At 55.0% G+C, this 23,544-nt stretch carries 21 protein-coding genes; 14 read left to right on the top strand and 7 right to left on the bottom strand.

The features are described from left to right. Positions 1–19 precede the first annotated feature (19 nt). Positions 20–559, top strand: coding sequence for a DUF559 domain-containing protein (locus HWU94_RS10575; protein WP_185173686.1), 540 nt, complete (start codon positions 20–22; stop codon positions 557–559). A gap of 95 nt (positions 560–654) precedes the next feature. Here the strand turns inward: HWU94_RS10575 and HWU94_RS10570 are convergent, their stop codons facing one another. Next, the gene (locus tag HWU94_RS10570; protein WP_185173685.1) at positions 655–1,416 is read right to left on the bottom strand and encodes a LamB/YcsF family protein; all 762 of its coding nucleotides are present in this window, start codon (positions 1,414–1,416) and stop codon (positions 655–657) included. Positions 1,417–1,548: 132 nt separating this feature from the next. Between HWU94_RS10570 and HWU94_RS10565 the strand changes: the two genes are divergently transcribed. Together HWU94_RS10565 and HWU94_RS10560 are read left to right on the top strand one after the other, a co-directional pair. Beyond that, a complete protein-coding gene (locus HWU94_RS10565) occupies positions 1,549–2,787 on the top strand; it encodes an MFS transporter (RefSeq protein WP_185173684.1) in 1,239 nt (412 codons plus the stop codon). A gap of 41 nt (positions 2,788–2,828) precedes the next feature. Continuing rightward, positions 2,829–3,317, top strand: a complete 489-nt coding sequence (locus HWU94_RS10560; protein ID WP_185173683.1) for a hypothetical protein — start codon at positions 2,829–2,831, stop codon at positions 3,315–3,317. A gap of 100 nt (positions 3,318–3,417) precedes the next feature. Here HWU94_RS10560 and HWU94_RS10555 read toward each other — a convergent pair whose 3' ends face one another. The 3 genes from HWU94_RS10555 to HWU94_RS10545 form a co-directional block, all read right to left on the bottom strand. Then, positions 3,418–4,290, bottom strand: a complete 873-nt coding sequence (locus HWU94_RS10555; RefSeq protein ID WP_342355181.1) for an NAD(P)-dependent oxidoreductase — start codon at positions 4,288–4,290, stop codon at positions 3,418–3,420. Positions 4,291–4,322: 32 nt separating this feature from the next. Continuing rightward, complete coding sequence (locus HWU94_RS10550; RefSeq protein WP_185173682.1) at positions 4,323–5,666, bottom strand: four-carbon acid sugar kinase family protein; 1,344 nt, start codon at positions 5,664–5,666, stop codon at positions 4,323–4,325. Positions 5,667–5,740: 74 nt separating this feature from the next. After that, entirely contained in the window at positions 5,741–7,135 is a 1,395-nt protein-coding gene (locus HWU94_RS10545; protein WP_185173681.1) for a gluconate:H+ symporter, read from the bottom strand. Positions 7,136–7,254: 119 nt separating this feature from the next. Here HWU94_RS10545 and HWU94_RS10540 point away from each other — a divergent pair, with 119 nt between their 5' ends. The 3 genes from HWU94_RS10540 to HWU94_RS10530 all read left to right on the top strand — a co-directional run bounded on the left by HWU94_RS10540 (position 7,255) and on the right by HWU94_RS10530 (position 9,526). Then, entirely contained in the window at positions 7,255–7,944 is a 690-nt protein-coding gene (locus HWU94_RS10540; protein WP_185173680.1) for a FadR/GntR family transcriptional regulator, read from the top strand. A 32-nt stretch (positions 7,945–7,976) separates the two neighbouring features. After that, entirely contained in the window at positions 7,977–8,945 is a 969-nt protein-coding gene (gene denD, locus HWU94_RS10535) for a D-erythronate dehydrogenase (protein ID WP_221625848.1), read from the top strand. 188 nt (positions 8,946–9,133) lie between these two features. Then, entirely contained in the window at positions 9,134–9,526 is a 393-nt protein-coding gene (locus tag HWU94_RS10530) for a hypothetical protein (RefSeq protein WP_185173679.1), read from the top strand. A gap of 58 nt (positions 9,527–9,584) precedes the next feature. Here HWU94_RS10530 and galK read toward each other — a convergent pair whose 3' ends face one another. The 3 genes from galK to HWU94_RS10515 are packed head-to-tail and all read right to left on the bottom strand — an operon-like array spanning position 9,585 to position 12,822. After that, a complete protein-coding gene (gene galK / locus HWU94_RS10525; RefSeq protein WP_185173678.1) occupies positions 9,585–10,913 on the bottom strand; it encodes a galactokinase in 1,329 nt (442 codons plus the stop codon). Continuing rightward, complete coding sequence (gene galT, locus HWU94_RS10520; protein WP_185173677.1) at positions 10,913–12,049, bottom strand: galactose-1-phosphate uridylyltransferase; 1,137 nt, start codon at positions 12,047–12,049, stop codon at positions 10,913–10,915. The genes galK and galT overlap by 1 nt, the downstream gene beginning before the upstream one ends. Continuing rightward, positions 12,046–12,822, bottom strand: a complete 777-nt coding sequence (locus HWU94_RS10515) for a DeoR/GlpR family DNA-binding transcription regulator (protein ID WP_185173676.1) — start codon at positions 12,820–12,822, stop codon at positions 12,046–12,048. The genes galT and HWU94_RS10515 overlap by 4 nt, the downstream gene beginning before the upstream one ends. A gap of 232 nt (positions 12,823–13,054) precedes the next feature. On the opposite strand from HWU94_RS10515, the gene HWU94_RS10510 reads away from it, so the two are divergent. The 8 genes from HWU94_RS10510 to HWU94_RS10475 all read left to right on the top strand — a co-directional run bounded on the left by HWU94_RS10510 (position 13,055) and on the right by HWU94_RS10475 (position 23,544). Then, positions 13,055–15,262, top strand: coding sequence for an alpha-galactosidase (locus HWU94_RS10510; RefSeq protein WP_185173675.1), 2,208 nt, complete (start codon positions 13,055–13,057; stop codon positions 15,260–15,262). A gap of 267 nt (positions 15,263–15,529) precedes the next feature. Next, positions 15,530–16,234, top strand: a complete 705-nt coding sequence (locus HWU94_RS10505; protein WP_342355180.1) for a sugar ABC transporter permease — start codon at positions 15,530–15,532, stop codon at positions 16,232–16,234. A 12-nt stretch (positions 16,235–16,246) separates the two neighbouring features. Beyond that, positions 16,247–17,176 carry a carbohydrate ABC transporter permease gene (locus HWU94_RS10500; RefSeq protein ID WP_185173673.1) on the top strand — a complete coding sequence of 310 codons (930 nt, stop codon included), beginning with the start codon at positions 16,247–16,249 and terminating at the stop codon, positions 17,174–17,176. 11 nt (positions 17,177–17,187) lie between these two features. Beyond that, on the top strand, positions 17,188–18,570 hold the full coding sequence (locus HWU94_RS10495; RefSeq protein WP_185173672.1) for a sugar ABC transporter substrate-binding protein: 1,383 nt from the start codon (positions 17,188–17,190) through the stop codon (positions 18,568–18,570). 36 nt (positions 18,571–18,606) lie between these two features. Then, positions 18,607–19,716, top strand: coding sequence for an ABC transporter ATP-binding protein (locus HWU94_RS10490; protein WP_185173671.1), 1,110 nt, complete (start codon positions 18,607–18,609; stop codon positions 19,714–19,716). A gap of 10 nt (positions 19,717–19,726) precedes the next feature. Next, positions 19,727–21,286, top strand: coding sequence for a glycoside hydrolase family 32 protein (locus HWU94_RS10485; RefSeq protein WP_221625847.1), 1,560 nt, complete (start codon positions 19,727–19,729; stop codon positions 21,284–21,286). A gap of 199 nt (positions 21,287–21,485) precedes the next feature. Continuing rightward, positions 21,486–21,887, top strand: a complete 402-nt coding sequence (locus HWU94_RS10480; protein ID WP_185173670.1) for a hypothetical protein — start codon at positions 21,486–21,488, stop codon at positions 21,885–21,887. A gap of 139 nt (positions 21,888–22,026) precedes the next feature. After that, positions 22,027–23,544: an efflux RND transporter periplasmic adaptor subunit gene (locus tag HWU94_RS10475; RefSeq protein WP_185173669.1), complete on the top strand. Its 1,518-nt coding sequence runs from the start codon at positions 22,027–22,029 to the stop codon at positions 23,542–23,544.

Here is a 23,544-nt window from a genome sequence, read left to right as displayed (position 1 = left end):
GTTTCACCGGGGAGCCCGTGTGACATCGCCGCTGCAGACGACTATCGATTGTGCGCGGACGCTTCCGATCATTGATGCCCTCTGCATTGCCGATTACTTTTTGCATTGCCGACTGGTGGATTATGAGGTTTTAGCCCAACACTTGAGGGAGTTAAGCGGTCGTGGTGTTTGTACTGCGCGTGAGGTGGCCCGTTTGATGAGCATGAAGGCGGAGTCGCCGCTGGAGACTGTGGCACGGTATTGGATCCTGACGTGGGGTCTTGCGCCGCCTGTGGAGCAGGTGCCTTTATGGGTTAGTGGAAGAACTTTGCGACCTGACTTTTTGTGGGAGAAAGAGCGGGTCATTTTGGAAGTTGATGGGAAGGTCAAGTATGCGGGTACTTTTGGTGAGGCTGCAGAGGATACGGTTCAGAACGAGCGCCGCCGTCAGCACGAATTAGAGAGCCTAGGGTATACCGTGGTGCGCGCTTTATGGGAGGACGTTGTGGTGCACCCTGAGCGCCTGCGTGCAAAGTTAGCGAGGGCTGGAATTCGTGAAGGCTCGCGTCGTCGAATGTGACTTGAATTCCCGAGCGGGCGTTAAAGCAACACCCGCTCGGGAAAACACGTCGCATTCGGTAGGGCAGTAGGGGAAGGACGCCACCCCCCGCCTACCTAGACAAAGGCGCGGACGTTCGCACCGGCGTCCTCAAGCGCCGCCCGCACCTGCCGGGCAAGAGCAACTGCACCGGGGGTGTCGCCGTGCACGCAGATGCTATCGGCCTGCAGGGGCACAACTGAGCCGTCCACGGCTACAACTTCGCGGTCCACCGCCATGCGCACCACGCGCTCGGCCACAGCCTGCGGGTCGTGGATCACGGCACCGGCATCACGGCGGGACACCAGGGTACCCTCAGGGGTGTAGCCGCGGTCGGCAAAAGCCTCATAAAAAACAGGAACGCCCAGGGCGCCAGCCGCACGGGCAACCGCAGAGTTGGGCAGGCAGAGAATCGGCAAATCCCCCAGCTCGTGCAGGGCCTGAGCTACTGCCGCAGCCTGCACCTCGTGGTGAACAATAGCGTTGTAGAGACCGCCGTGGGGCTTGCAGTAGCGAACCTCGGTGCCCTCAACCCGGGCCACCGCCTCAAGCGCCCCCACCTGGTAGATCACCGCATCGGTGAGTTCGGTAGCGGTCATGTCCATGAACCGGCGGCCAAAGCCGGTCAGGTCAGGGTAAGAAACGTGGGCTCCAATCGTCACGCCGTTCTCATGCGCCGCCCGCACGGTGGTACGCGCAACCGAGGGGTCACCCGCGTGGAAACCGCAGGCGATATTGGCTGAAGAGACGGTCTGCATCATTGCAGCGTCGTTGCCCATGGTCCAGGATCCAAAGGACTCCCCAGAATCAGAATTCACATCAATATGTAGGGTGCTCATGGCACTAGCCTACCGCCGCGCCTGCCTGCCGGGCGCACCTGCTGGGGCGCGGACGTCCGCCGCACCCGGGCGGGCATGTTCCCAGGGCGGGGTAAGAGGGCTAGAATTGCTGAGGTCTACAAAGGAGTGCGCATGACACACGCTACCGACCCCCGCCGGGTCACCCTCTACACCTGGATTATCTCGGTGGGCGGCTTTCTCTTCGGCTATGACACCGGAATCATTAACGGCGCCCTTCCCTTCTTGCAGCAGGACTTTACTCTGTCGCCTGCGGCGGAGGGGGTGGCAACGTCCGCGCTGACCCTGGGTGCCGCCTTTGGTGCGTTCCTTGCCGGGCAGCTGATTGACCAGTTCGGACGCCGTCGCGTGCTCTTCGTACTGGCTTTGGTTTTTGCGGCCAGCTCCCTGGGGCTTACTGCTGCCCCTAACCTGGGCATTTTTATTGTCTTCCGTGTGCTGGTGGGCCTTGCGGTTGGCGCTGCCTCGGCGGTCGTGCCGATTTATCTGGCGGAAATTTCTCCCGCCAACCGCCGCGGCGCGATTGTCACCCGCAACCAGTTCATGATCGTCTTTGGCCAGCTCACCGCCTACGTGGTCAATGCGATGATTGGCAATATTTTTGCTCATCAGGTGATGATTTGGCGGGTTATGTTCGCTATCTCGATTATTCCTGCGCTGGTGCTTTTTGTGGGCATGTTCCTGGTGCCCGAGTCGCCGGGCTACAAGCGGGAGGCTGCCGCCGAGCGCGGTGCCCTGAAGCTGCTCTGGCGCGACCCGGCCCTGCGCACCACCCTGCTGCTGGCTGCGGCTATTGGTATTGTGCAGCAGGCAACCGGGGTCAATGCCCTGATGTACTACGGCACCCAGGTGCTGCGCGAGGCGGGTTTTTCCACCGACGCTGCCCTGACCGCCAATATCTCCAACGGCGTGCTGTCGGTACTGGGTGCCGCCGTGGGCCTCTGGTTTGTAGGACGCTTCCCCCGCCGCCTAGTGCTGACCATCGGCCTGGTAGGCACCACCTTCTCCCTGACTATGCTGGCGATAACGTCCCAGGTGCTTGATGCCGCCGCCCGCCCCTGGGCCACCCTCCTTATCTCCATCATTTTCTTGGTCTTCCAGCAGGGCGCCGTATCGCCGGTGACCTGGGTGCTGATGAGTGAAGTCTTCCCGGCCCGCGTGCGCGGCGCTGGCATGGGCGTGGCTACCTTTGTCTCCTGGATCGCTAACTTTACGGTCTCCCTCTTCTTCCCGCAGATGGTGGCTGCCCTTGGCCTGGGCATGACGTTTGCGGTCTTCGCCGTCATCGGCGTTGGCCTGATTACCTTCACGCGCGCAGCGGTGCCCGAAACCGCCGGCCGCGATATGGACTAGCCGCCCGGTGTCCGTCCGCCCTACTACCCTAAGGAACCCCTATGGCTCGCCCCGACTACGGCATTGGCCCGCTGGCCCACGCCCTGGCTACCGATTTCGGCTACGACTTTGAGTACGACACCCCGGCTGAGGTTGACGGCCTGTGGCTGGAAACCGCCGAACTTGAGAAGACCTACATCGACCTGACCGGCCGCGTCTTCACCCTGCTCCTCAACATTTTTTATATCGGGGACGAACGCCGCTACGGCTTCGCCCTCTTTGAGCTTGAGGACGCCGCGGAGCCGGGTTCTGAGACCGGTGCGGATGCCGGTGAGCAGCTGGTGCTGCAGGAGGACGGCTTGGCGAGTGCGGCTGATCTGAAGGCCCGGGTAGCTGATGTGCTGGCTGATTCTGCCCAGCTGCTGGCCGAGCAGGACGCCTACGACCTGGGCGAGGCCATTCGGACTGTTGATGCTACCTATACTCCGGAGCAGCAGGCGGCTATTCTTGAGGCCTCCCAAGTGCAGAAGGGCAAATCTTTCTTCGCATAGGGTTTCCTTGCCCGTGAGGGTCGCGAGAAATGTGTGTGTTTGAGAAAAGCGAGCCAGATGGCTCGCTTTCTCTCGTTAAATAGTGGGGCAAAAATGCCGACTACTGGTCTTTGAGCAGCTGATAGACAATGGAGTCATCTTTACGTCCCAGACCCTCACGGCGTCCGCGTACATAAAGTTGTTCGGCAGCAGAGGCTAGAGGAACAGGCTGAGCGACCTGACGAGCCGCATCGGTCACCAGACCCATATCCTTAACGAAAATATCAAGGGCTGAGCGTACATTGTCGAAATCTTCGGTGACCATTCGGGTTCCGCGGTCGTTGAACATGAAGGAGTGAGCTGCCCCTGTGTTGAGTACCTGGTGGCACTGCTCAACATCCAGGCCCATGGAATCTGCAAGTGCAAGAGCTTCACCCGCAGCAGCGATGTGCACGCCGCAAAGAAGCTGATTGACGACCTTGAAGCGCTGGCCATCACCAACGCGTGAGCCCACAACTGGCCAGTTGGAGGCCATGGCTTCAAGCAGGGGGGCTACAAAGTCGATGTCTTCAGCAGCACCGCCAACCATGACGAGCAGGTCGCCAGTGCCTGCACGGGCAACACCACCTGAAACGGGAGCGTCCACTAAGTGGGTAGTCACGGAAGCAAGCTGGGCTGCTGCTGATTCAACTGCTGCGGGGCCAACTGTTGACATGACCAGTATGCGGGTTGCTGAGGTCAGTACGGGGGCAATGCCCTGTTCTCCGAAGAGCACGGAGTTCAGCTGGGCGCCGGTGGCGACCATGATGACAACGACATCTGCCCCGGTGGCTGCTTCTTGGGCGGTGGGTGCAGAAGTAACAGAAGGAGCAACTGCTTCTTGGGCGGCGGGGTTCATGTCGAAGGCGGTGACGGTGTGACCTGCTGCTGCGGTGACAAGAGCCATGGGTGCCCCCATTGCTCCGAGACCAATCCAGGCGACGTTAAGTGACACGGTATTTTCCTTTGTGAGAGATGATTGTGAAATTAAGCTGCACTTTTGAGGCGGGCAACGACCTCGGCAAGGGCTGTACGGCCACCGACATTGCCGGGGAATACTACGTAGGGGGCACCGAGCACTTCGGTGGGTGCGTCCTGTGGTGTGAAGAGGGAAATCTGACCGGGAAAGAATTGACCCTCAGCGGTAGCGAGGCGAATGCCTAATCCCTTGTGGGCTACCTCGTGGGAGGTGATACCACCCTTTGCAATGACCCAGGCTGGGCGGGCGGACCGTACTCGTTGCACGACCTCAACGACGGCATCTGAGACGCTGCGGGCGATAGCAAGAGATTCGGCGGGGTCTTCAGTGGAGATGAGGGTGCGGCTGGTGTAGACCACACAGTCGTTAGTTTCGAGTTCGGCGCGGACGGCTTCGACCATCTCGTCAAGATGGGGGGCGCGGGTTGCCGGGTCGAGGAGTTTTTCGACCTGGAGTTCAAATTCAGCAAGTCCGCTAGATACCTGAACTTCGGCTAGTTGGGCGGTGGTGAGACCAACGTGGGAACCAACAACGAGCAGCCCGTGGGGTAGGCGGTCGCTCTCAAGAGTAATGCTCTCGGAGGTCAGAACGTTAGTGCCTTGCTGTCCAGCCAGGGGACGAACGAAAGAGGGGCCGCAACGGGTGATGAAAACCTTGCCGGCAGCTTCGAGCTGGGTGATAGCGTCGGCGACAATCTCCATATCGGAGTAGTCGGTGGCATTGATAACGACCCATTGCCGTTTGCTCACCCCGGCCAGTTTCTGCTTGATGGCTTCGACCCCACCTTCACGGATATCGGTGAGGCTTAGCGTAATCACGTCAGTAGCAGCAATAGCACCACCGGATTTCTCTTCCAAGAAAGTGGTGAGGTCTGAGTTCTTGTAGCCAAAGGTTGCGTCGCGGGCGAAATCAGTGTCTTCAACACGAACAGGCTGGCCGTCGACTACAGCGTAGTGAACGTTGTCTTCGGTGAACCGGCCTGCCTCAATCATGGCGGGGCAGAAGAGGAAGGCGTCGGCTTCAACTCCAGCTTCAGCCAGAGCGTCGGCCAGAGCATTGGGTTCGGCGATGACGTGCCCGCGGAGGGTGGAGTCTGAACGGGAGACAAGGTGGAGGCCCTCGGCGCCCCGTTCGGCGAGTACGCCAGCTAGAATGCGTCGGTTCTTAGCGACAGCTTCAGCCTCATCAAGAGCTCGGGTGTTGGTCAGGACGAAGCAGGTTGAACCGGGTTCTTCGAGGGTAGTTGCGATAAGGGCAGCATCTTCTTCGAAAGCGACCTGGACGTTAGAAACGCACTGGGAGCCGGTGGGGTCGTCATCGAGGACGAGCAGTCGACGGGGTGAAGTGAGCATTGCGGTCTTTCAACGGATGTGGATGCCTGCCAGTAGGAATCAGCCTGCTGGCAGGCGGAAAGGAATATCTGTCTTTAGGCAATCATGCCGATAAGGGGCCACATGAGTAGGCAAACGATAAAGCCCACGATGGAAGCAAAAGTGGTAACGATACTGTAGGACTTCAGAGCATTTGCGGTGGTGACCTTGAAGTAGCGTGACCAGACCCAGAAGAGCGAGTCATTGACGTGTGATAGAGCCATGGACCCGATGCCAATGGTGACAGTCACCAGAGCAATCTGTAGGGGAGCTAGTTCCATGGTGGCGACCAGAGGCGCTAGCAGAGGCGCAGTGGTGAGGGTCGAGACGGTTGCAGATCCCTGAGCAGCGCGGATGAGCGCTGCCATGATCCAGGCCAGAACCAGGATATGAAGACCGCTAGCTGCCAGGACTTCAGCAACTGCGGTAGCAACACCGGTGGTGGAAAGGACGTGGCCGAAGGTGCCACCTGCGCCGGTAATTAGGATGACGGCTGCAACCGGGGGTAGGGATGAGTTGATAACGTCTTCAGCCTCGGTTAGGCCCCATCCACGGCGGTAGCCAAGCAGTGCAGTGGAGAGAATAACGCCGATGAGCAGGGCCATGGGGGATGCGCCGATAAAGCCAAGGAAAGTACGGATGGGGTCGTCCTCAGGCATGATCATAGCTGAAACGGTGGCTCCCATGATGAGGAAGAGCGGGGTCAGGATGAGAGCGACAATGAGGCCGACTGAGGGCGGATTCTTGACGACGGGGAAGGACTGAGTGTTGGCATCTTCGTCGAGTTCCTGGCCCATTTCAGCGGCAGCTGCAGCATCAATCATGGGGACAGGGGAGAAGACTCGCTTGGTAATGGATGGGATGATGAGCTGGGCGACGAACCACATGATAGCGGCAGGCACCAGACCGATCAGCAGGACCATACCAACGTTTGCGCCCATGAGCTGGGCGCCACCGACGATGCCGGGGTGCGGGGGAAGCACGACGTGGACGGTTAGTAGGGCCAGCACGGTAGGCAGGGCGTAGTTGAGCATGTTGCCCTGTAGACGGCGACCAACGGAGAGGACGATAGGAATAAGAACGATAAGGGCAACGTCAACGAAGACGGGAATACCAAAGAGGAAGGACGCGACGCCGAGGGCCCATGGGGCACGCTTGGGTCCGAACTTATCTAGCAGGGTTTTGGCGAGGACATCCGCGCCACCGGAGACCTCGATGATGCGACCCATCATGGCGCCTAGTGTAACGATGAGAGCGACGGAGCCCAGGGTTTTGCCCATACCTGCGGTTAGGGTGGGAACAACTTCTGCCAGGGGAATGCCGCCGACTAGAGCCAGAGCGACGGAGACGACCAATAGGGCCAGGAAGGGGTGGGCTTTGCCCTTAATGATGAGTGCCAGAATCGCTGTGACGGATGCGAGTCCGAGCAGGACGAGCGTACTTGTTGCCATGAAATCCTCGTTGATCTCTAGCTGTTCAGGGGGGCTGTAACAGCTTAAACTTATCTGATATCTGATGAGTATAGTAGTTTATATCATAGAGTCAATATGAAACTAAGAAGAGGAGAGTTGTGAGCAGGCTAAAAGCTGAGCGCGTTATCGAAGAGGTTCTGTTTGATATTGAGCGTGGCCGGTATACGGTAGGGCAATCTATGCCCTCCGAAGCAGAACTGGCTGAGCACTACGGGGTCTCTCGACTTACAGTTCGCGAAGCTGTTAAATATTTAGCTGCCCGTGGTGTTCTTGACGTTGCTCATGGGCGTCGCAACCAGCTAGCCCATGCAGAGACGTGGTCTATCTTAGACCCGGATATTGCTATTACTCGAGGGAAGCTCACTGGAGATCCCCTTGCTTGGGCTCTTGAACTAATGGAAGCTCGCACAATCGTTGAGGTAGGGGCGGTTGCTCTCGCCGCTCGACGTATTTCCGATAATGACCTCGAACAGATGAAAGATCTTCTAGTCGTGATGGATTCTCACGATATTGAGGCGGTTGTAGCTGCTGACATGGCGTTTCATCGCCTTATCTTTGACGCGGCTGCTAATGAATACATCACTGCAACATATGACAGTCTTGAAACAATTCTTCGCTCTATTCGCCAAAAAACTTCCTCTTCAGCTGATGTTCGGCAAGAAGCTCAGCACTGGCATAGGGCTATATACCAAGCGCTTACCACACGCGATGAAATGGCTGCACGCGCAGCGATGGAATCCCATATGTTGCAGACCTCTGAGGGCATAAAGAAGACTCTCGCTCAATAGATATCAGTGGCTAATAGCTTGAATGGAGAATTATGGACATTGTGATTACAGGTGGCGCAGGTTTTCTTGGCACCCAACTCATCAAAACTCTGCTTCATCTCAAAGATAGTGCGATAGAACCTATAGATTTTGACGGCATAGTAGCTGTGGATTTGGTTGCTGCTTCGGTGGAAGATGCCCGGGTTAGAAGCATGGTGGGGGATATATCAGACCCTGGTTTTATTGAATCTGTTATTACTTCAGATACTGCGGTCATCTATCATCTCGCAGCTGTACTCTCGGGAGGATCTGCCAATAATTTTGATGGGGCAATGAGTATCAATGTAGATGCCACCCGCTTGCTTTTAGAGCGTGCCCGAGTGGTGGGCGTTACACCTAAGTTTATTTTCACCTCATCTTTGGCGGTGTTTGGGGGTGCACTTCCTGATGTGGTTCCTGCCTCCTGGGGAATCCACCCAGATTCTACCTATGGGGCTACTAAAGCGATCGGAGAATTGCTGGTCAATGAATACACCCGTAAGGGCTACATCGACGGGCTAGTATGCCGCTTGCCTACTATCTCAGTGCGTCCCGGGGTTCCTAACTCGGCAGCGTCATCGTTCGCCTCAGGTATCATCCGCGAGCCACTAAACGGTATTGATGCTACCTGCCCGGTCCCTCACACCACTTTGATGTGGCTGTCATCGCCACAAACCGTTGTTTCTAATCTCGTTCACGCTTTATCAGTACCTGCTCAGCAACTGCCATCATGGCGTGTGCTCAATATTCCCGGAATTTCTGTGACTGTAGGTGGCATGTTGGAATCTTTGCAGCGGGTTGCAGGAGAAGCTGTGCGTTCTCTTGTAACCGATGAGCTAAACCCTGCCGTGGCGGATATAGTGTGCACCTGGCCCGGTGCTTTTGATGTAAGTCAGGAGCTGGCTCTCGGGTTCATCGCTGACTCCAGCTTTGATGATGTGATTATGCAGTATCAGGACGGCATGAAAAGTAACCACTGGTAACCACAGTGAATATCATGGCTAATCGGATTACCAGACTTGTTCTTGTGATTCCTTGAGGTGCCTGCCTATCGGCGCGTCTGTGGATAACTCTCGCAATGCTCGGTCATAAACCCGCCGGGTACCCCGGAGTTATCCACAGATTTCTAAAAGACCTAGTGGGAGCCAACATTTTTTCCCATACTGGTGCCATGAATACTACACATTGGCACTCCGAACATCAGTCCTATCCGCTGCCCGCCGCCCCTGCCCACCCTGCCCAGCCCACCGGCGTCCGCCCGCCCCACGAGACAAACAAGCTCAACCCCTACGGCCTCACCGCCCTCGTGATGGTGCTACTCATGATCTGTATAGGGTTCATCAACCTCATCTTTTTCAACTGGGAACTCAGAATAGTTCTGCCCACAGGGTTTACCTGGCTCGGCGCCATGGGGTTCGGCATAGGGGCCCTCTTTATGAAAAACAGAGAAAAAATAACCGCGATTATCGCCCTCATTCTGGGCGTACTCGTTATAGTTTCTGTTCCCCTGCTCGCCTTCCTGGCAATCACTTTCATCATGTGGGTGAGCGGCGCCTTCGCCTAGAGGATGAGTTCGCTGCACCCCTGACATGGCCTATCCCCAGGGGCAGACGCAGCTATTCTTAAGGCCTCGCAGGCTCGGCGTGAGCGGGAGCGGACGGAGAAGCCACCAGGAATTCTGGGGCATCAAAACCAGCTTTATCGAAGGCACTAGCAACTGAATCCGCTACATCTGTGATTTCGTTCTGATGAACCAAAGCGATTGCCGATCCCCCGAACCCGCCACCGGTCATGCGGGCACCTAATGCGCCAGCGGTCCGCGCCGCTTCAACAGCCACATCAAGCTCATCGCACGAGACCTTATAGCGGTAACGCAGAGAATCATGCGAGTCGTTCAGCAGACCCCCGAGACGTTCCCATGCATTGTCTGGAACCTGCTGTGGATCTTCAAAAAGCGAGATGCACTCTTCAACTCGGGCAATTTCAGTCCAGACATGCTCTAAAGCGTCTCGCATCGTAGCCGGGTCGGTTCCTTCGGGCAGAGACAGCGTGCGGACGCGGGCATCCCAGTCGGCCAACAGAGCCTCAGCCTTTGCCAAGGTCGGGGTGCCCTCAAACGCATCGCGCAGACTTGCTAGACCTAGAACATCTTTCGCTACCTCCGTGGACGCCCGCCGAGCTGCGTACTGCCCATCTGAAAGGTTATGGTGGGCACGAGTATCCATAATGAGAATTGCCAGACCCGCTGATTCCATATCGATAGTCAGAGGTCGGGTTGAGAAGTCACGGCAATCAATAGCAAGAACAGCACCCTCGGAGGCACGCAATGAAATAGACTGATCCATGCCTCCTGTCGATGCTCCAGCAATTTCGTTTTCAGCACGAATTGCTGCAGCAGCTAGGGCTGCCCGCCCTTTGTCTGTAGTAGCTAGGCACTCACGGGTAGGATTCTGTGTTGAGAGTATATCGTCAACTCCTAAAGCCACAGCGCACTCTAGCGCAGCTGATGATGATAGCCCGGCTCCTAACGGTACCGATGAGTCAATGGCTATATCAGCTCCAAAGTTTGTAAAGTCGCCCAGGTTTTCGGCTGCCATTGCCCAGGGAACCCCGGCTACATAGGATAGCCAGCCACTGAGCGCTCCCGGAGCTACTTCATTGAAAGGAATAGTTTTGACATCCTGATCGGGAGTTGCTCCGGCGTCGCCCTGAGCAGTTATGGCTCGAATCTGGCCGTCTTGACGGGGAGATAGCGCGATGTAGGTGCGCTGAGGTAGGGCAAACGGCAGAACCGTACCCCCGCAGTAGTCGATGTGTTCGCCGAGTAGGTTAGCTCGTCCCGGTGCCGAATATACCCCGGTAGGTTTAGACCCGAAGGCTAAATAGAACTTTTCGGAAACGTTCTGGATGAGTGCTGTAGCAGATATAGTTTTCTTCCACACCGCAGGCATTATTTCTCCTCAATAGTAGGCTGCGCTAATTCGCGCAGGCGGGCCGCGATACGTTCAGGGGTAGTGTCACTAATCCAGGCTGCCATGGCTGATTCTGAGCCAGCGAGGTACTTCATCTTGCCAGGAGAGCGCATGAGCGAGAAAACATGAAGGTACATGCGTGAGATATTTTCCCCCCCAACGAGAGGAGCCTGGTGCCAGGCTGATATGTAGGGTAGCTGGTCCACGCCAGGGAAAAAACGATCTAGGCGATTCAGAAGGTCTAAGTAGAGAGCAGTTAGCTCGTCCTTTTCTTCTTCGGTTAGCTCAGTAAAATCGCGGGCAGCCCTACGGGGTACTACCATGAACTCAACAGGCCACTTAGCAGCGTAGGGAACGTACGCCACAAAATACTCAGTTTCTGCGACAATGCGGTGTCTCTCACCTAGCTCAGCAGCTAGCACATCACCTAGTAGGTCACCGCCTGTTTTAGCCGTCCAAGTGTCTGCCTGGCGTACTAATTGAGCCGTGTAGGAGGGGAGGTAGGGGTAGGCATAAATCTGTCCGTGAGGATGCGGTAGAGTCACTCCGATTTCTTGCCCCCGATTTTCAAACGGAAAGACTTGGGCAATGCCTGGGCGGGCTGAAAGTTCCTTGGTCCGATGGGTCCAGGCCTCAACTACTGTACGAGCTCTACTGTAGTTCAGAGTTCCGAAAGAACCGTACTGGTCAGGGGTAAAAGATACGACCTCACAGCGCCCGCCTGGGGTAGTTTCTTTGAAAAGTGGATCATCACGGAGGGTCTCTAGTGGGCCTTGTAGAGAAGGAAAGCGATTCTCAAAAACAACAACATCGTAGGTTGGTTCGGGAATTTCACCAGGCACTGATCCAGCCCCCAATGGAGCTAGAGGGTCTTCGTCTGCTGGAGGGAGAAAAGTGCGGTTATTTCGATGTGCAGCAATAGTAACTGAGTCACCGGTGAGCGGATCAGTGCGTATACAGGCGGCCTCGCTGGGGGGCAAGGTGCGAGACTCCAAGGGGCGGATATCTTGTATATTTCGTGTCGCTGTCCCTGAGAGGTAGGGCTCAGAGTCATCAAAGAAGATGATTTCGCGCCCGTCGGCTAGGGTGCCTCGGGTGACTTTTACCGTACTCATGCGATAAGAACCTCATTCACATTCTGTTCTAGGAAGAATAGGGCATCTACAGGTAGTTCTCTGGTGGTAATAACCATGTCAATATCGGACCAGTCAGCGTAGCGAGCTAAACCGGCGGTGTTCCATTTTGAGCCGTCGAAAACAGTCACAACCTTATGGGCATTTTGGATGAGGGCTCGGTTGGTTTGAGCCTCATACAGATTAGGTGTGAGCAGCCCTGATTCGGTCGCGCTATGGGATCCGATAAAGAGAATATCGGCGTGAAGGTTAGTTAAAGAGGCCTCTGCGATGGGCCCTACCAGGGCGTCTGATGGAGTTCGCTCGCCACCGGTGAGTAAGACACGGGCCGGATGAGGATGAGAGGAACTGCGGGCAAAGAACTCGTCAGCAACGGGGAGGGAGTTGGTGATAATGGTGAGATCTGCCAGAGAAGTGTCATCGGCGAGATGTTGGGCAATATGCAGGCAGGTAGTACCTCCTGCAATAGAGATAGCTTGACCTGCTCGGGCAATGGTCGTCGCGGCAGCGGCAATGGCACTTTTTTCGCTGGCGTTGAGGCCCATTTTTTCGGCGAATGCTGGTTCTAGAGTGGTGGTGGATGCCTCTGCACCTCCGTGAATACGGTTAATGAGGCCTTGTTCATCGAGTTCTGCTAAATCACGGCGGACGGTCATGGACGAGACGCCAAGCAACTTAGCAAGGTCGTTGACCTGGGCTGAGCCGCGGGCCTGAACCTCCTGAAGAATACGTTTTTTGCGGACGTCGGGAAGCATGGTTTTCCTTATTGCTGCGGAACAGGCAGGCTGCCTGTTGGGCTGTCTTAACAACAGTATGGCATAAATCGAACAAAAATTAACATTATGTTCAGTGCTTTCAGTAGGCCTGCATCAAATAATATAGGGGACTATCCTATTTGCTTATGTTGCGTGTTACACTGTTCTCAATGTTCATGTGAACAAGAGTAAACATATAAGATTTTTTCTTACAGGAAGGTATCACTTCCCTATGCAGGATGCTCAAATTTTCGAACTAGGCCCTGAAACCAGCAAGGTAGTCCACCTGCGTGCTCATGGAGTATCGGTTCTCCTCGACATAAATGGTGGTTTACTGCCGGCAATAACTCACTGGGGTCAAGATTTAGGCGAACTTACCGAGACAGACGCCTCCCTCCTTGTCCTGGGAAAAACTGAACCTTTCTCTGTTAACAACCAGGATGAGCCTGTTCGCGTTAATCTCCTGGCTACTCACGAGCCAGGCTGGTATGGCCGCACGGGTTTAGAGGGCTCTCGTGCCGATGGTTCTGACTGGTCACCTAAGTTCATCACTGAGCAACTGACAGTTCTTGCCACTCAGCCTCTGCAACGCCGTGGATCCCTTATAGAAACCGGTGCAGCTGCACTGACTATCACTGCTACTGACCCTTTGGCAAACCTTGCTATTACTCTTGAAGTGGAGTTGCTGTCTAGCGGTTTGTTGCGTGCCAGGGCTGCACTAACCAATACCGGGACAAGTGCCTATAATGTTCGCGAGCTCGGAATTGTTCTACCGGTTCCTGCGGCCGCACGGGAACTGCAGGATTTTCGCGGCCACTGGGCTAAGGAACGTGCCCCTCAGCGTACCGCTTTCAATGTCGGCACCCATCTCCGTGAAGGTCGTAAGGGACGCACCGGGGCAGATGCTGCTTTTATGCTTACTGCTGGTGAACCTGGATTCGGCTTTGAAAAGGGAGAAGTGTGGGGCGTACACACAGCCTTCTCTGGTGGACACCGCACCTGGGCGGAACGATCCTTCCTGGGGCAACAGTTCCTGGGCGGTTCTGAACTGCTTCTTCCCGGGGAAGTTAATCTGGCTGAACAAGAAACCTACGCCGGAGCCTGGGTCTATGCCGCCTACGGTCAGGGGCAGGACGAACAGGCCGGCCGCGTCCGCTCCTGGCTCCGCTCACGCCCCCAGCATCCTACCCAGCCCCGCCCCGTTACCATCAACGTGTGGGAAGCCGTCTATTTTGACCACGACCTGCCCCGGCTCAAGGGTCTTGCAGACCGGGCTGCTGCCCTTGGTATCGAACGCTATGTGCTGGACGATGGCTGGTTCGGCTCCCGCCGTGACGACACTTCAGGCCTGGGAGACTGGGTTGTCTCAGAAGAGGTCTGGCCAGAGGGTCTTTCCCCTCTGATTGACTACGTGAATGACCTTGGCATGGAATTTGGCCTATGGTTCGAACCTGAAATGGTTAACCCCGACTCCGATGTTGCTCGTGCCCACCCTGAATGGATTATGCAGGTGCCCGGCCGCACTCCCCACGCTGCTCGTACCCAGCAGGTCATGAACCTGACCATCCCCGAAGCCTACTCCCACGTGCGCGACCAGATGGTCGCTATTCTCAGTGAGTACCCCGGTATCAAATACATCAAGTGGGATCACAACCGAGATCTCCTTGAAGCCTCACACTCGCTTACCGGCACTCCGGCGGTGCACGGGCAGACGCTCGCTGCCTACCGTCTGATGGACGAGCTGAAAGAAACTTTCCCCGGCCTTGAAATTGAATCCTGTGCCTCCGGTGGAGCCCGCATAGACCTGGAAGTCTTGCAGCGCACTGACCGGGTCTGGACTTCTGACTGCATTGACCCCCTCGAACGTCAGCAAATGCACACCTGGACCCAGCAGCTAGTCCCCGCCGAAATGATGGGATCCCATATTGCCTCGGGTAGCTCCCACACTACTGGCCGCTACCACTCCCTGCACTTCCGTGCGGCTACTGCCATCTGGGGCCATCTCGGTATCGAATGGGATTTAGCGACAGCTACTGAGGAAGAACTCAAGGGCCTGAGCGCTTGGATTAGCTTCCACAAGAAGCACCGCTCACTCATCCACACCGGCGATTTAGTGCGAATGGATCAGACAGACCCGGCTGTATACGTCCAAGGCGTCGTTGCATCCGATCAGAGCGAAGCACTCTTCTCTATCACCGCTTTGGCCGTATCAGATGTCGACCCCGTGGGTACCTTCCGCATCCGTGGTCTTGACCCCACTCGTCGTTATCGAGTTCAGGACGTCACTCCCGACGCCCCTCGCGGAAACTACTTCGCAGCCCCCTGGTGGCCCGGTGAGCAACCCGTCGAAATGACTGGCGCCATGATTGAAAGAGCCGGCTTCTACCTGCCTGCACAATGGCCTGAATCAGTCCGTCTTCTCCACTTTGAAGCTATCTAAATCCACCTAGTTCTATCCATCTGTATTCCCGTCTCCACGGATATACCTAGTACCTCAGAGGTCAATATGAGTACACAGGTCACCGGAAGAGCAAAATCTTCCTCCAGAACCCAGCAGCCCTGGCTGCCATGGCTTTTCCTCTTTCCTGCCGGTTTAGGCTACATAGTCTTCTTTTTGTGGCCTACTGTAAGGGGAATCTGGTTAAGTTTTACCGAATACAACCTACTTACACCCGCCACTTTTATTGGTTTTGATAACTATGTCCGCATGTTTGGCGATCCTATCTTCTGGAACGCCCTGCGGGTCACCATCTGGTATGTAGTGCTCAACATCGGTATCCAGACTATTGTGGCTTTGCTCATTGCTGTTTTGATGCATCGACTGACTCAATCGACGTTTGTCCGTTCAGTTGTGCTCTCACCCTATCTAGTGTCCAATGTGGTGGCGGCAGTCATCTGGCTCTGGATCCTAGACGGTCAGTTCGGTATCGTGAACCAGATTCTTGAGTGGATTGGCATTGACCGTATCGGTTTTCTAACAGACCCTAACTGGGCAATTCCGACTATCGCCATGATTAACGTGTGGCGTCATATGGGCTACACCGCCCTCCTCATTTTTGCCGGTTTGCAGACCTTGCCCAATTCGGTTTATGAGGCTGCTCGCATGGACGGGGCTAGCGAAACTCGTATTTTCTTCTCGATTACGATGCCCCTACTTCGGCCGATTTTGGCTTTGGTTCTTATCATGACTGTTATCGGCTCTTTCCAGGTCTTCGATACTGTCTCAGTCACCACTGGTGGCGGCCCTGCGAACGCAACCAACGTCCTACAGATGTACATCTACGATATGGCTTTTGGCCGTTTCCAGTTTGGCTACGCATCTGCGATGTCTGTAGCGCTTCTTATAGTGCTTGCCATTATCACCTTTATCCAGTTCAAGGTAACTCGCGCCAACGACACGGATCTGGACTAGGAGAATACACCCATGACTACCTCAACCGTCGACACCATGCCCCGTGCTGTAGAGAAAGACTTCAAAAAGAAGTCTCCCCTCGGCAAGATTCTTGCTTGGGCTTTCATGATCCTGATCATGGTTATTACCCTCTTGCCGTTCTACTGGGTGCTTCGTACAGCTCTTTCTACGAACACCGCCCTCTATGAAAACCCAGGCTCTTTGCTGCCTGCTGAGTTCTCTACTGGTGGGTTTGAGCGAGTATTTGGCCTACAGACCCCTGAAGAAGCAGTTGCAGAAGGTGGTGCCGTTACCGATATGAACTTTTGGCGCTACATCTTTAACTCTGTCATTGTAGCTACACTGGTCACAGCAGGGCAGCTGTTCTTTTCAGCCATGGCTGCGTACGCCTTTGCCCGTCTTAAATTCCGTGGCAGAGATTTCATCTACGCTGCTTTTCTACTGGGGCTGATGGTTCCCTCAATCTTTACCCTGCTTCCCAATTTCGTTCTTATCAAAGAGCTGGGGCTGATTGATTCTCTCCTGGGGATCTCTTTGCCAACGATGTTTATGACCCCCTTCGCTGTTTTCTTCCTTCGCCAGTTCTTCATGAATATTCCTCGTGAGATTGAAGAGGCAGCCTTGCTTGACGGTATCTCCCGTATCGGTATCTTCTTCAAGGTCATTCTTCCCATGGCGACAGCTCCCATGGCCACGCTTGGTATTCTCACCTATATCGCGGCCTGGAACGACTATCTGTGGCCTCTGATGGTTTCCTACACCGACGAGTCCCGCGTCCTTACCGTGGCGCTAGGCGTCTTCCGTGCCCAGTCCCCCCAACTCGGTACCGACTGGGCCGGCTTGATGGCAGCAACTCTTATCGCTGCCCTTCCCATGATTATTCTGTTCATGTTCTTTGCTAAGCGAATTGTGAACTCCATCGGCTTCAATGGTCTTAAGTAAGGAGCTCTACCGTGACTACATCAATTGGTAAAAAAATCCGCCGTACGGCCGCCCTCTCGGTAGCAGCTGTGCTTGCTTTCAGTGGGTGTGCCCTCACCGGTTCATCCTCTGAGGCTGAAGGCAACAATGCTGGAACCATTGACTATTGGCTGTGGGACACCGGCCAGCTACCCGGCTATCAGCAGTGCGCTAATCTCTTTGAAGAGAAAACTGGGAAGAAAGTTACTATCACCCAGTACGGTTGGGACGATTACTGGCAGAAGCTGACCGCTGGATTTATTGCTGATCAGGGGCCGGACGTTTTCACCGACCACGTTGCAAAATACCCCCAATACGTTGATCTTGAAGTCATCATGCCTCTCAATGAGCTTGAAGCTACTAAGAACGTTGATACTTCGGCTTTTCAGGGAGGTTTGACTGATATTTGGACTGGTCCTGATGGAAACCTTTATGGTATGCCTAAGGACTGGGATACCATCGCAGCTTTCTACAACAAGGATATGATTCGTGAAGCTGGCTATAGCGATGAAGACCTAGCCAGTTGGGACTTCAATACCATGGATGGTGGCACCTTTGAGCAAATCGTTGCCCATCTGACGATTGATAAGAATGGCGTGCGTGGCGATGAACCTGGGTTCGACAAGAATAACGTCGCAGTTTACGGTTTAGGTATCTCTGAGTCCGGAGGTTCGACCTTTGGCCAGGGACAGTGGTCTGGTTTTGCTGCCGCTAACGATTGGCAGATAACCAACAAACCTACCTGGGGTGACCGATACAACTTTGATGACCCTGCCCTGTCAGAAACTTTAGAGTGGTATTTCGGTCTGGTGGACAAAGGCTATATGCCTGCCTACGGAGTCTTTAGCCAAGCCGATGGTGCTGCTCCTCAGCTGACCTCTGGCGCTGCGGCTATTACCTTCAACGGTGCATGGATGATTTCAACCTATGCCAAGGCAGACTTCGAGGTGGGAACTGCCAAATTCCCCACCAACACCGACACTGGCCTGAATATGACCATGATGAATGGGTTGGCTGATTCTATCAGTAAGAATACGGATGACCCTGAAGGAGCCGCCGAGTGGGTAGCCTTCATGGCAACCGCTGAATGCCAGAACCACATTGGTGGAGAAGGCGTGGTTTTCCCCTCTCGTACCGAGGCCACGGAAATAGCAGCCCGTACTTACAGCGAAATGGGTATTGACACTTGGGCCTTCACAGAACCTGTAGAGAAGCAGGAGGTTTTCTTCTTCCCTATTACCAGCTTTGGCGCTGATATCTCAGCTCTTTCTGTTGTGGCTTTCGAAGAGATTTATGCTAACCGTAAGCCGGCTGCTCCTGAGCTCGAAGAGCTGAATAGCTCTATCAATAACATGTTTGAAAACTCCAGCAAGTAAGCTGCCCTCATAATTTTTGAAGAAAGGACGCCACTCATGTCAGGCGTAACCCTTGAAAACGTCACCCTTCAGTACCCTGGAGCAGAACGTCCCTCGGTATCAAATGTCAACCTGGAGATCAAAGAAGGGGAGTTCCTTGTTCTCGTTGGCCCTTCTGGCTGTGGTAAATCTACCACTCTCCGGATGATCGCGGGTCTGGAAGATATTACTAGTGGCACGATTACTATTGGTGGGAAGGACGTCACTAACGTTGCTCCCAAAGACCGCGATATCGCTATGGTCTTCCAGAACTATGCACTTTACCCCCACATGACTGTGCGCGAGAATATCGCCTTTTCCCTTAAGGTTGCCAAGTACCCCAAGGAAAAGCGTAACCAGCGTGTCGAAGAAGCCGCTAAACTACTTGACTTAACCGAGTATCTAGATCGTAAGCCCAAGGCTCTCTCTGGTGGTCAGCGGCAGCGTGTTGCTATGGGGCGTGCTATCGTCCGTTCCCCTCGGGCCTTCCTCATGGATGAACCGCTATCCAACTTGGATGCCAAACTGCGCGTACAGACCCGTACTCAGATTTCTGAACTTACTCGACAGCTCGGTGTAACTACCGTTTATGTCACCCATGATCAGACTGAGGCGATGACCATGGGGGATCGTGTCGCTGTTCTCAAGGACGGAGTTTTGCAGCAAGTTGATACCCCGTCGGCTCTCTACGATAAGCCAGCCAACGAATTTGTTGCCGGTTTCATTGGTTCTCCCTCTATGAACCTCTTCCGCTGCACTGTGGATTCTACCGGAGCTAAGATGGGCAATACCGTCATTTCCCTGCCTGAACCAGTCCGGGCTAAGCTCACTGGTGATACCGTCTCAGTCGGCGTCCGCCCCGAAGATTTGCAAATTGTCGGTGCAGGCGAGGGCATTCCCGTCCATGTTGACTTAGTAGAGGAACTGGGTGCAGATGCCTACGTTTATGCTTCCATTCCCCGCTCTGTTCCAGTACACCTGGCTCGGCCTTCGGCTGACCGTCCGGCTCAGGTTATCCTGCGTGTACCGGGACGCTCTGCCATCCGCCAGTTTGACCAGCTGAATATCGCACCTAAGGGCAATATTCATTTCTTTGATGCTGCCACTGGAGAAAACATCGGGCTCTAGCTCACTATGAATGCCCACCTATTCCTCGAAAGATAGGTGGGCTTTTGTTTGCTGGATTACTCTGGAAAGAACCTCTATGACCAACATGTCTGCTTCGAAAACCCACCTTGCCGAGTTAGATCGCGCCCAGCAAGCCAATATTTCTCTTGCCCACCAGGTCAAAAGTAGGTGGTACCCGGTCTTTCATATAGCAGCCCCCGCCGGGTGGATTAATGATCCCAACGGCCTTGTCTACTATGGGGGGCGCTATCAGGTTTTTTACCAGCACCACCCCTATTCCACTGTATGGGGGCCTATGCACTGGGGTCATGTTTCATCTGCGGATTTGGTGACCTGGCAGCGAGAACCTATCGCCCTTGCCCCGTCTCTCGTTGAGGACTCTGGTGGGGTCTACTCGGGGTCAGCAATCACTGGAGCTGATGGCCTGCTCTACACCTACTACACAGGTAACCGTTGGAAGAATCCAGCTAACCGCGATGCGGGCAACGTACAGGTGCAGTGTCTTGCTACGTCTTCGGACGGCATTACCTTCACCAAACAGGGCACCGTCATTGGCGCAACTGGACTAGAGAACTTCCGCGACCCCAAGGTATTTCAACGAGAAGGTACCTGGTATATGGTTCTGGGAGCCACTGGTCAAAATGGGCGTGGACAGGTGCACCTCTATACCTCAAACGACATGGTGGGCTGGGATTTTTTCGGTGTGCTTTATGAGGATCCCCGCGAAGATGTCTTCATGCTTGAATGTCCAGATCTCTTTGAACTAGATGGCAAGTGGGTTTTGATGTTTTGCCCAGAACGTCCGCGCCCGCTTGGTTATAGTAACCGCAATACCCATAATGCTGGTTACCTGGTAGGGGATTGGCAACCAGGTGGTACCTTTATTCCCCATACTGACTACCGACAGGTAGATTGGGGGCACAACTTTTATGCACCACAAACTCTTGAGACCCCCGATGGGCGAAGGATATGTTGGGGCTGGATGGGGTCTTTCACCCTACCCGTGGCGAGCCAAGCTGAGGACGGCTGGGCAGGCCAGTTAACTGTGCCCCGTTACCTCTCTTTGGGGCTGGACCTTAATCTCGTGAGCACCCCTCTAGAAGAGCTAAAACATCTGAGGCAGAAAGAAACCGATATCGGGTCTCTTCGTCTGGAGGCTAACCAGCGAATTTCCCTGCTTGAAGGGGCAGAAGCTTTCGAATTAGAGATTGCTTTTGACGTATCTGCCAGTTCTGCCGAACGAATCGGCATCATGGTAGGGAACCTTGCCCAGAGCTCCTATGCCTACCTTGGATACGACGCCCAGGCAGAGCGGGTTTTCCTTGACCGCCGCTTGACTGTGGGCGATGGCGGTTATCGATCTGTCGCTGTGCCCGCCGAAGGGAAACTTACTTTGCGAGTATTTGTCGATCGAAGTTCTGTTGAGATTTTTATTAATGATGGTGTTGATGCAATCTCGTCCTTGGCTTTTGTTGAGCCTGGATCTCGTGGCCTGGCTATTGTTGCCGAGTCAGGAAGTGCGATGATAACTGACTGCCGTACTTGGCAGTTAGGCAGTATCTGGGATTAGCCCTCATATATTAGGTGGAGACTTGTTGATTATTTTGCATACCATGCACGGCTCCTCCGCTCCTTGAGGCGCCTACCTATCGGCACGTCTGTGGATAACTCCCGCAATGCTCGGTCATAAACCTGCCGGGCGCCCCGGAGTTATCCACAGATTTCTAAAAGACCTAGTGGGATCCAACATTTTTTCCCATACTGGTGCCATGAATACTACACACTGGCACTCCGAACATCAGCCCTATCCGCTGCCCACCGCCCCGGCCCACCCGGCCCACCCTGCCCAGCCCACCGGCGTCCGCCCGCCCCACGAGACAAACAAGCTCAACCCCTACGGCCTCACCGCCCTCGTGATGGTGCTACTCATGATCTGTATAGGGTTCATCAACCTCATCTTTTTCAACTGGGAACTCAGAATAGTTCTGCCCACAGGGTTTACCTGGCTCGGCGCCATGGGGTTCGGCATAGGGGCCCTCTTTATGAAAAACAGAGAAAAAATAACCGCGATTATCGCCCTCATTCTGGGCGTACTCGTTATAGTTTCTGTTCCCCTGCTCGCCTTCCTGGCAATCACTTTCATCATGTGGGTGAGCGGCGCCTTCGCCTAGAGGATGAGCTCGCTGCGCCCCTCCTCATACCCGGGTATGATTTATTGGTTTCTGGGTATCTACTCAATATTTTCTGGGCAAGGGGGCCCTAAACTAAAGATAACTACACCACAATTAACCTGTGCAGAAGGGCCAGACTATGGATACCCCCACAACGCCTATGACCCCTCCCCCCGCTCCTCCAGTTGCCGCTCACCGGCCACCCCGGAAAAAGAAGACATCCACCCTCACCAAAGTCCTCATCGGCATTGCTGCCGGTGTCTTGGCTCTAATCGTGGTTGGGGTATTGGCTTTCGGCAGTCTCTTTGGCCGCAGCTCAACAGCCTCCGGTGGGTCCATCCCCGCTACTGACTACATGATTCTGAGTAAAGAAGAGGTCAGTAATAAAGTCCGTGTAGACGGTACTATTCAGCCCGGAGAAGTTCGTAACATTACCACTCACCTGACCGCCCCTATCAGCGCTGTGAACGTAGCTGTGGGTGACCGAGTTGAAATGGGCCAGACCCTAGCGACTATAGATACATCAACTTTGCAGGGTGAACTGGACAGCCAGCGGGTTCAGCTTGAGGGAACAGTGACCACCGCTCAGGCAACACTTACCGCCGCACAAACTGCCTATGACCAGTACAACCGGGGTATCAACGAGGGGACTAACCCCGAAATCCTTGCGGCACTCGCTACCCAGCGCTCCGCAAATGAACAGCTCAACCAGGCTAATAACACCCTGGCTACTGCCCGGACTACACGTGATCGGGCTGCCGCTGAGGGCGCAGATCTGACCGCCTTGAACGCAGAGGTTGCGGCGGCAGAATCCGCCCAGCGTCTAGCAGCCGGGGCGAAGACCGACGCTGACACCGGTGTTACCACTGCCAGGACCGCTGCTTCCACCCAGCTTGCAACTCTCGAAACGGAGCTGGGTAACGCCCGCACCGCCTTGACCGGTGCCCAAACAGCGCGCGACCAGGCTCTGACTTCCTTGCAGGAAGACATCGACTCAGCCACCGTTAAGTCACCTATTAACGGGGTTGTTATGTCTGTGGCAAAGGCTGGCGCGCCTGCAACCGGCCCTGTCGTGACTATCGGTGACGACTCCAAACTCACCATCACATCGAGCGTCCGCGAAGTTGACCTGCCCAAGGTTAAAGAAGGAAACAAGGTTACGTTCACTGCCGGGTCAAGCGGTGTGAAAGAATACACCGGAACTGTTACTTCTGTGGCATCTATCGCGGATTCAGCTCAGCAGGCCGGTAGTGAAGCCGCTGGTGCTTCTGCCGTAGGTGGCGCTGGCTCTGGTGGTAGCCCCACCTTTACCGTGACTATTGAAGTAACAGGCGACCGTGAAGGCCTTTACCTAGGATCAAGCGTCAAGGCCAACATTATTACTGCTGAAGAGCGCAACGCCCTGTCCATTCCCGTAGATGCCGTCTACACCAACGACATGGGTGCTAAGAGCGTTGTAGTTGCTGTTCCCCAGGACGGCGGGGCCTACACTCTTGAAGAGCGCACTGTAGAAACCGGGCTCGCTAACGATATCGACATTGCTATTACCGGCGGTGAGCTGGTCGAAGGCGATATGGTTCTGACCTACGGTGAGAACTACCGCAATCGTATCGGTGAGACGGTGACCCTGGACGCCGGCGTGAGCTACAACTGGTAA

The sequence above is a fragment of the Rothia nasimurium genome (assembly GCF_014217215.1).
Lineage (GTDB): Bacteria > Actinomycetota > Actinomycetes > Actinomycetales > Micrococcaceae > Rothia > Rothia avistercoris.
Note: the sequence above shows the minus strand (reverse complement) of the source record. Positions and strands in the feature narration are given on the sequence as shown.

What these genes read in the sequence shown, in the direction of transcription:
- HWU94_RS10545 (WP_185173681.1), bottom strand. Translation starts at nt 7,135, where the DNA reads ATGGCAACAAGTACGCTCGTCCTGCTCGGACTCGCATCCGTCACAGCG.
- HWU94_RS10510 (WP_185173675.1), top strand. Translation starts at nt 13,055, where the DNA reads ATGCAGGATGCTCAAATTTTCGAACTAGGCCCTGAAACCAGCAAGGTA.
- HWU94_RS10505 (WP_342355180.1), top strand. Translation starts at nt 15,530, where the DNA reads ATGTTTGGCGATCCTATCTTCTGGAACGCCCTGCGGGTCACCATCTGG.
- HWU94_RS10565 (WP_185173684.1), top strand. Translation starts at nt 1,549, where the DNA reads ATGACACACGCTACCGACCCCCGCCGGGTCACCCTCTACACCTGGATT.
- HWU94_RS10530 (WP_185173679.1), top strand. Translation starts at nt 9,134, where the DNA reads ATGAATACTACACATTGGCACTCCGAACATCAGTCCTATCCGCTGCCC.
- galT (WP_185173677.1), bottom strand. Translation starts at nt 12,049, where the DNA reads ATGAGTACGGTAAAAGTCACCCGAGGCACCCTAGCCGACGGGCGCGAA.
- HWU94_RS10515 (WP_185173676.1), bottom strand. Translation starts at nt 12,822, where the DNA reads ATGCTTCCCGACGTCCGCAAAAAACGTATTCTTCAGGAGGTTCAGGCC.
- galK (WP_185173678.1), bottom strand. Translation starts at nt 10,913, where the DNA reads ATGCCTGCGGTGTGGAAGAAAACTATATCTGCTACAGCACTCATCCAG.
- HWU94_RS10475 (WP_185173669.1), top strand. Translation starts at nt 22,027, where the DNA reads ATGGATACCCCCACAACGCCTATGACCCCTCCCCCCGCTCCTCCAGTT.
- HWU94_RS10500 (WP_185173673.1), top strand. Translation starts at nt 16,247, where the DNA reads ATGACTACCTCAACCGTCGACACCATGCCCCGTGCTGTAGAGAAAGAC.
- denD (WP_221625848.1), top strand. Translation starts at nt 7,977, where the DNA reads ATGGACATTGTGATTACAGGTGGCGCAGGTTTTCTTGGCACCCAACTC.
- HWU94_RS10570 (WP_185173685.1), bottom strand. Translation starts at nt 1,416, where the DNA reads ATGAGCACCCTACATATTGATGTGAATTCTGATTCTGGGGAGTCCTTT.
- HWU94_RS10490 (WP_185173671.1), top strand. Translation starts at nt 18,607, where the DNA reads ATGTCAGGCGTAACCCTTGAAAACGTCACCCTTCAGTACCCTGGAGCA.
- HWU94_RS10550 (WP_185173682.1), bottom strand. Translation starts at nt 5,666, where the DNA reads ATGCTCACTTCACCCCGTCGACTGCTCGTCCTCGATGACGACCCCACC.
- HWU94_RS10485 (WP_221625847.1), top strand. Translation starts at nt 19,727, where the DNA reads ATGCCCACCTATTCCTCGAAAGATAGGTGGGCTTTTGTTTGCTGGATT.
- HWU94_RS10560 (WP_185173683.1), top strand. Translation starts at nt 2,829, where the DNA reads ATGGCTCGCCCCGACTACGGCATTGGCCCGCTGGCCCACGCCCTGGCT.
- HWU94_RS10480 (WP_185173670.1), top strand. Translation starts at nt 21,486, where the DNA reads ATGAATACTACACACTGGCACTCCGAACATCAGCCCTATCCGCTGCCC.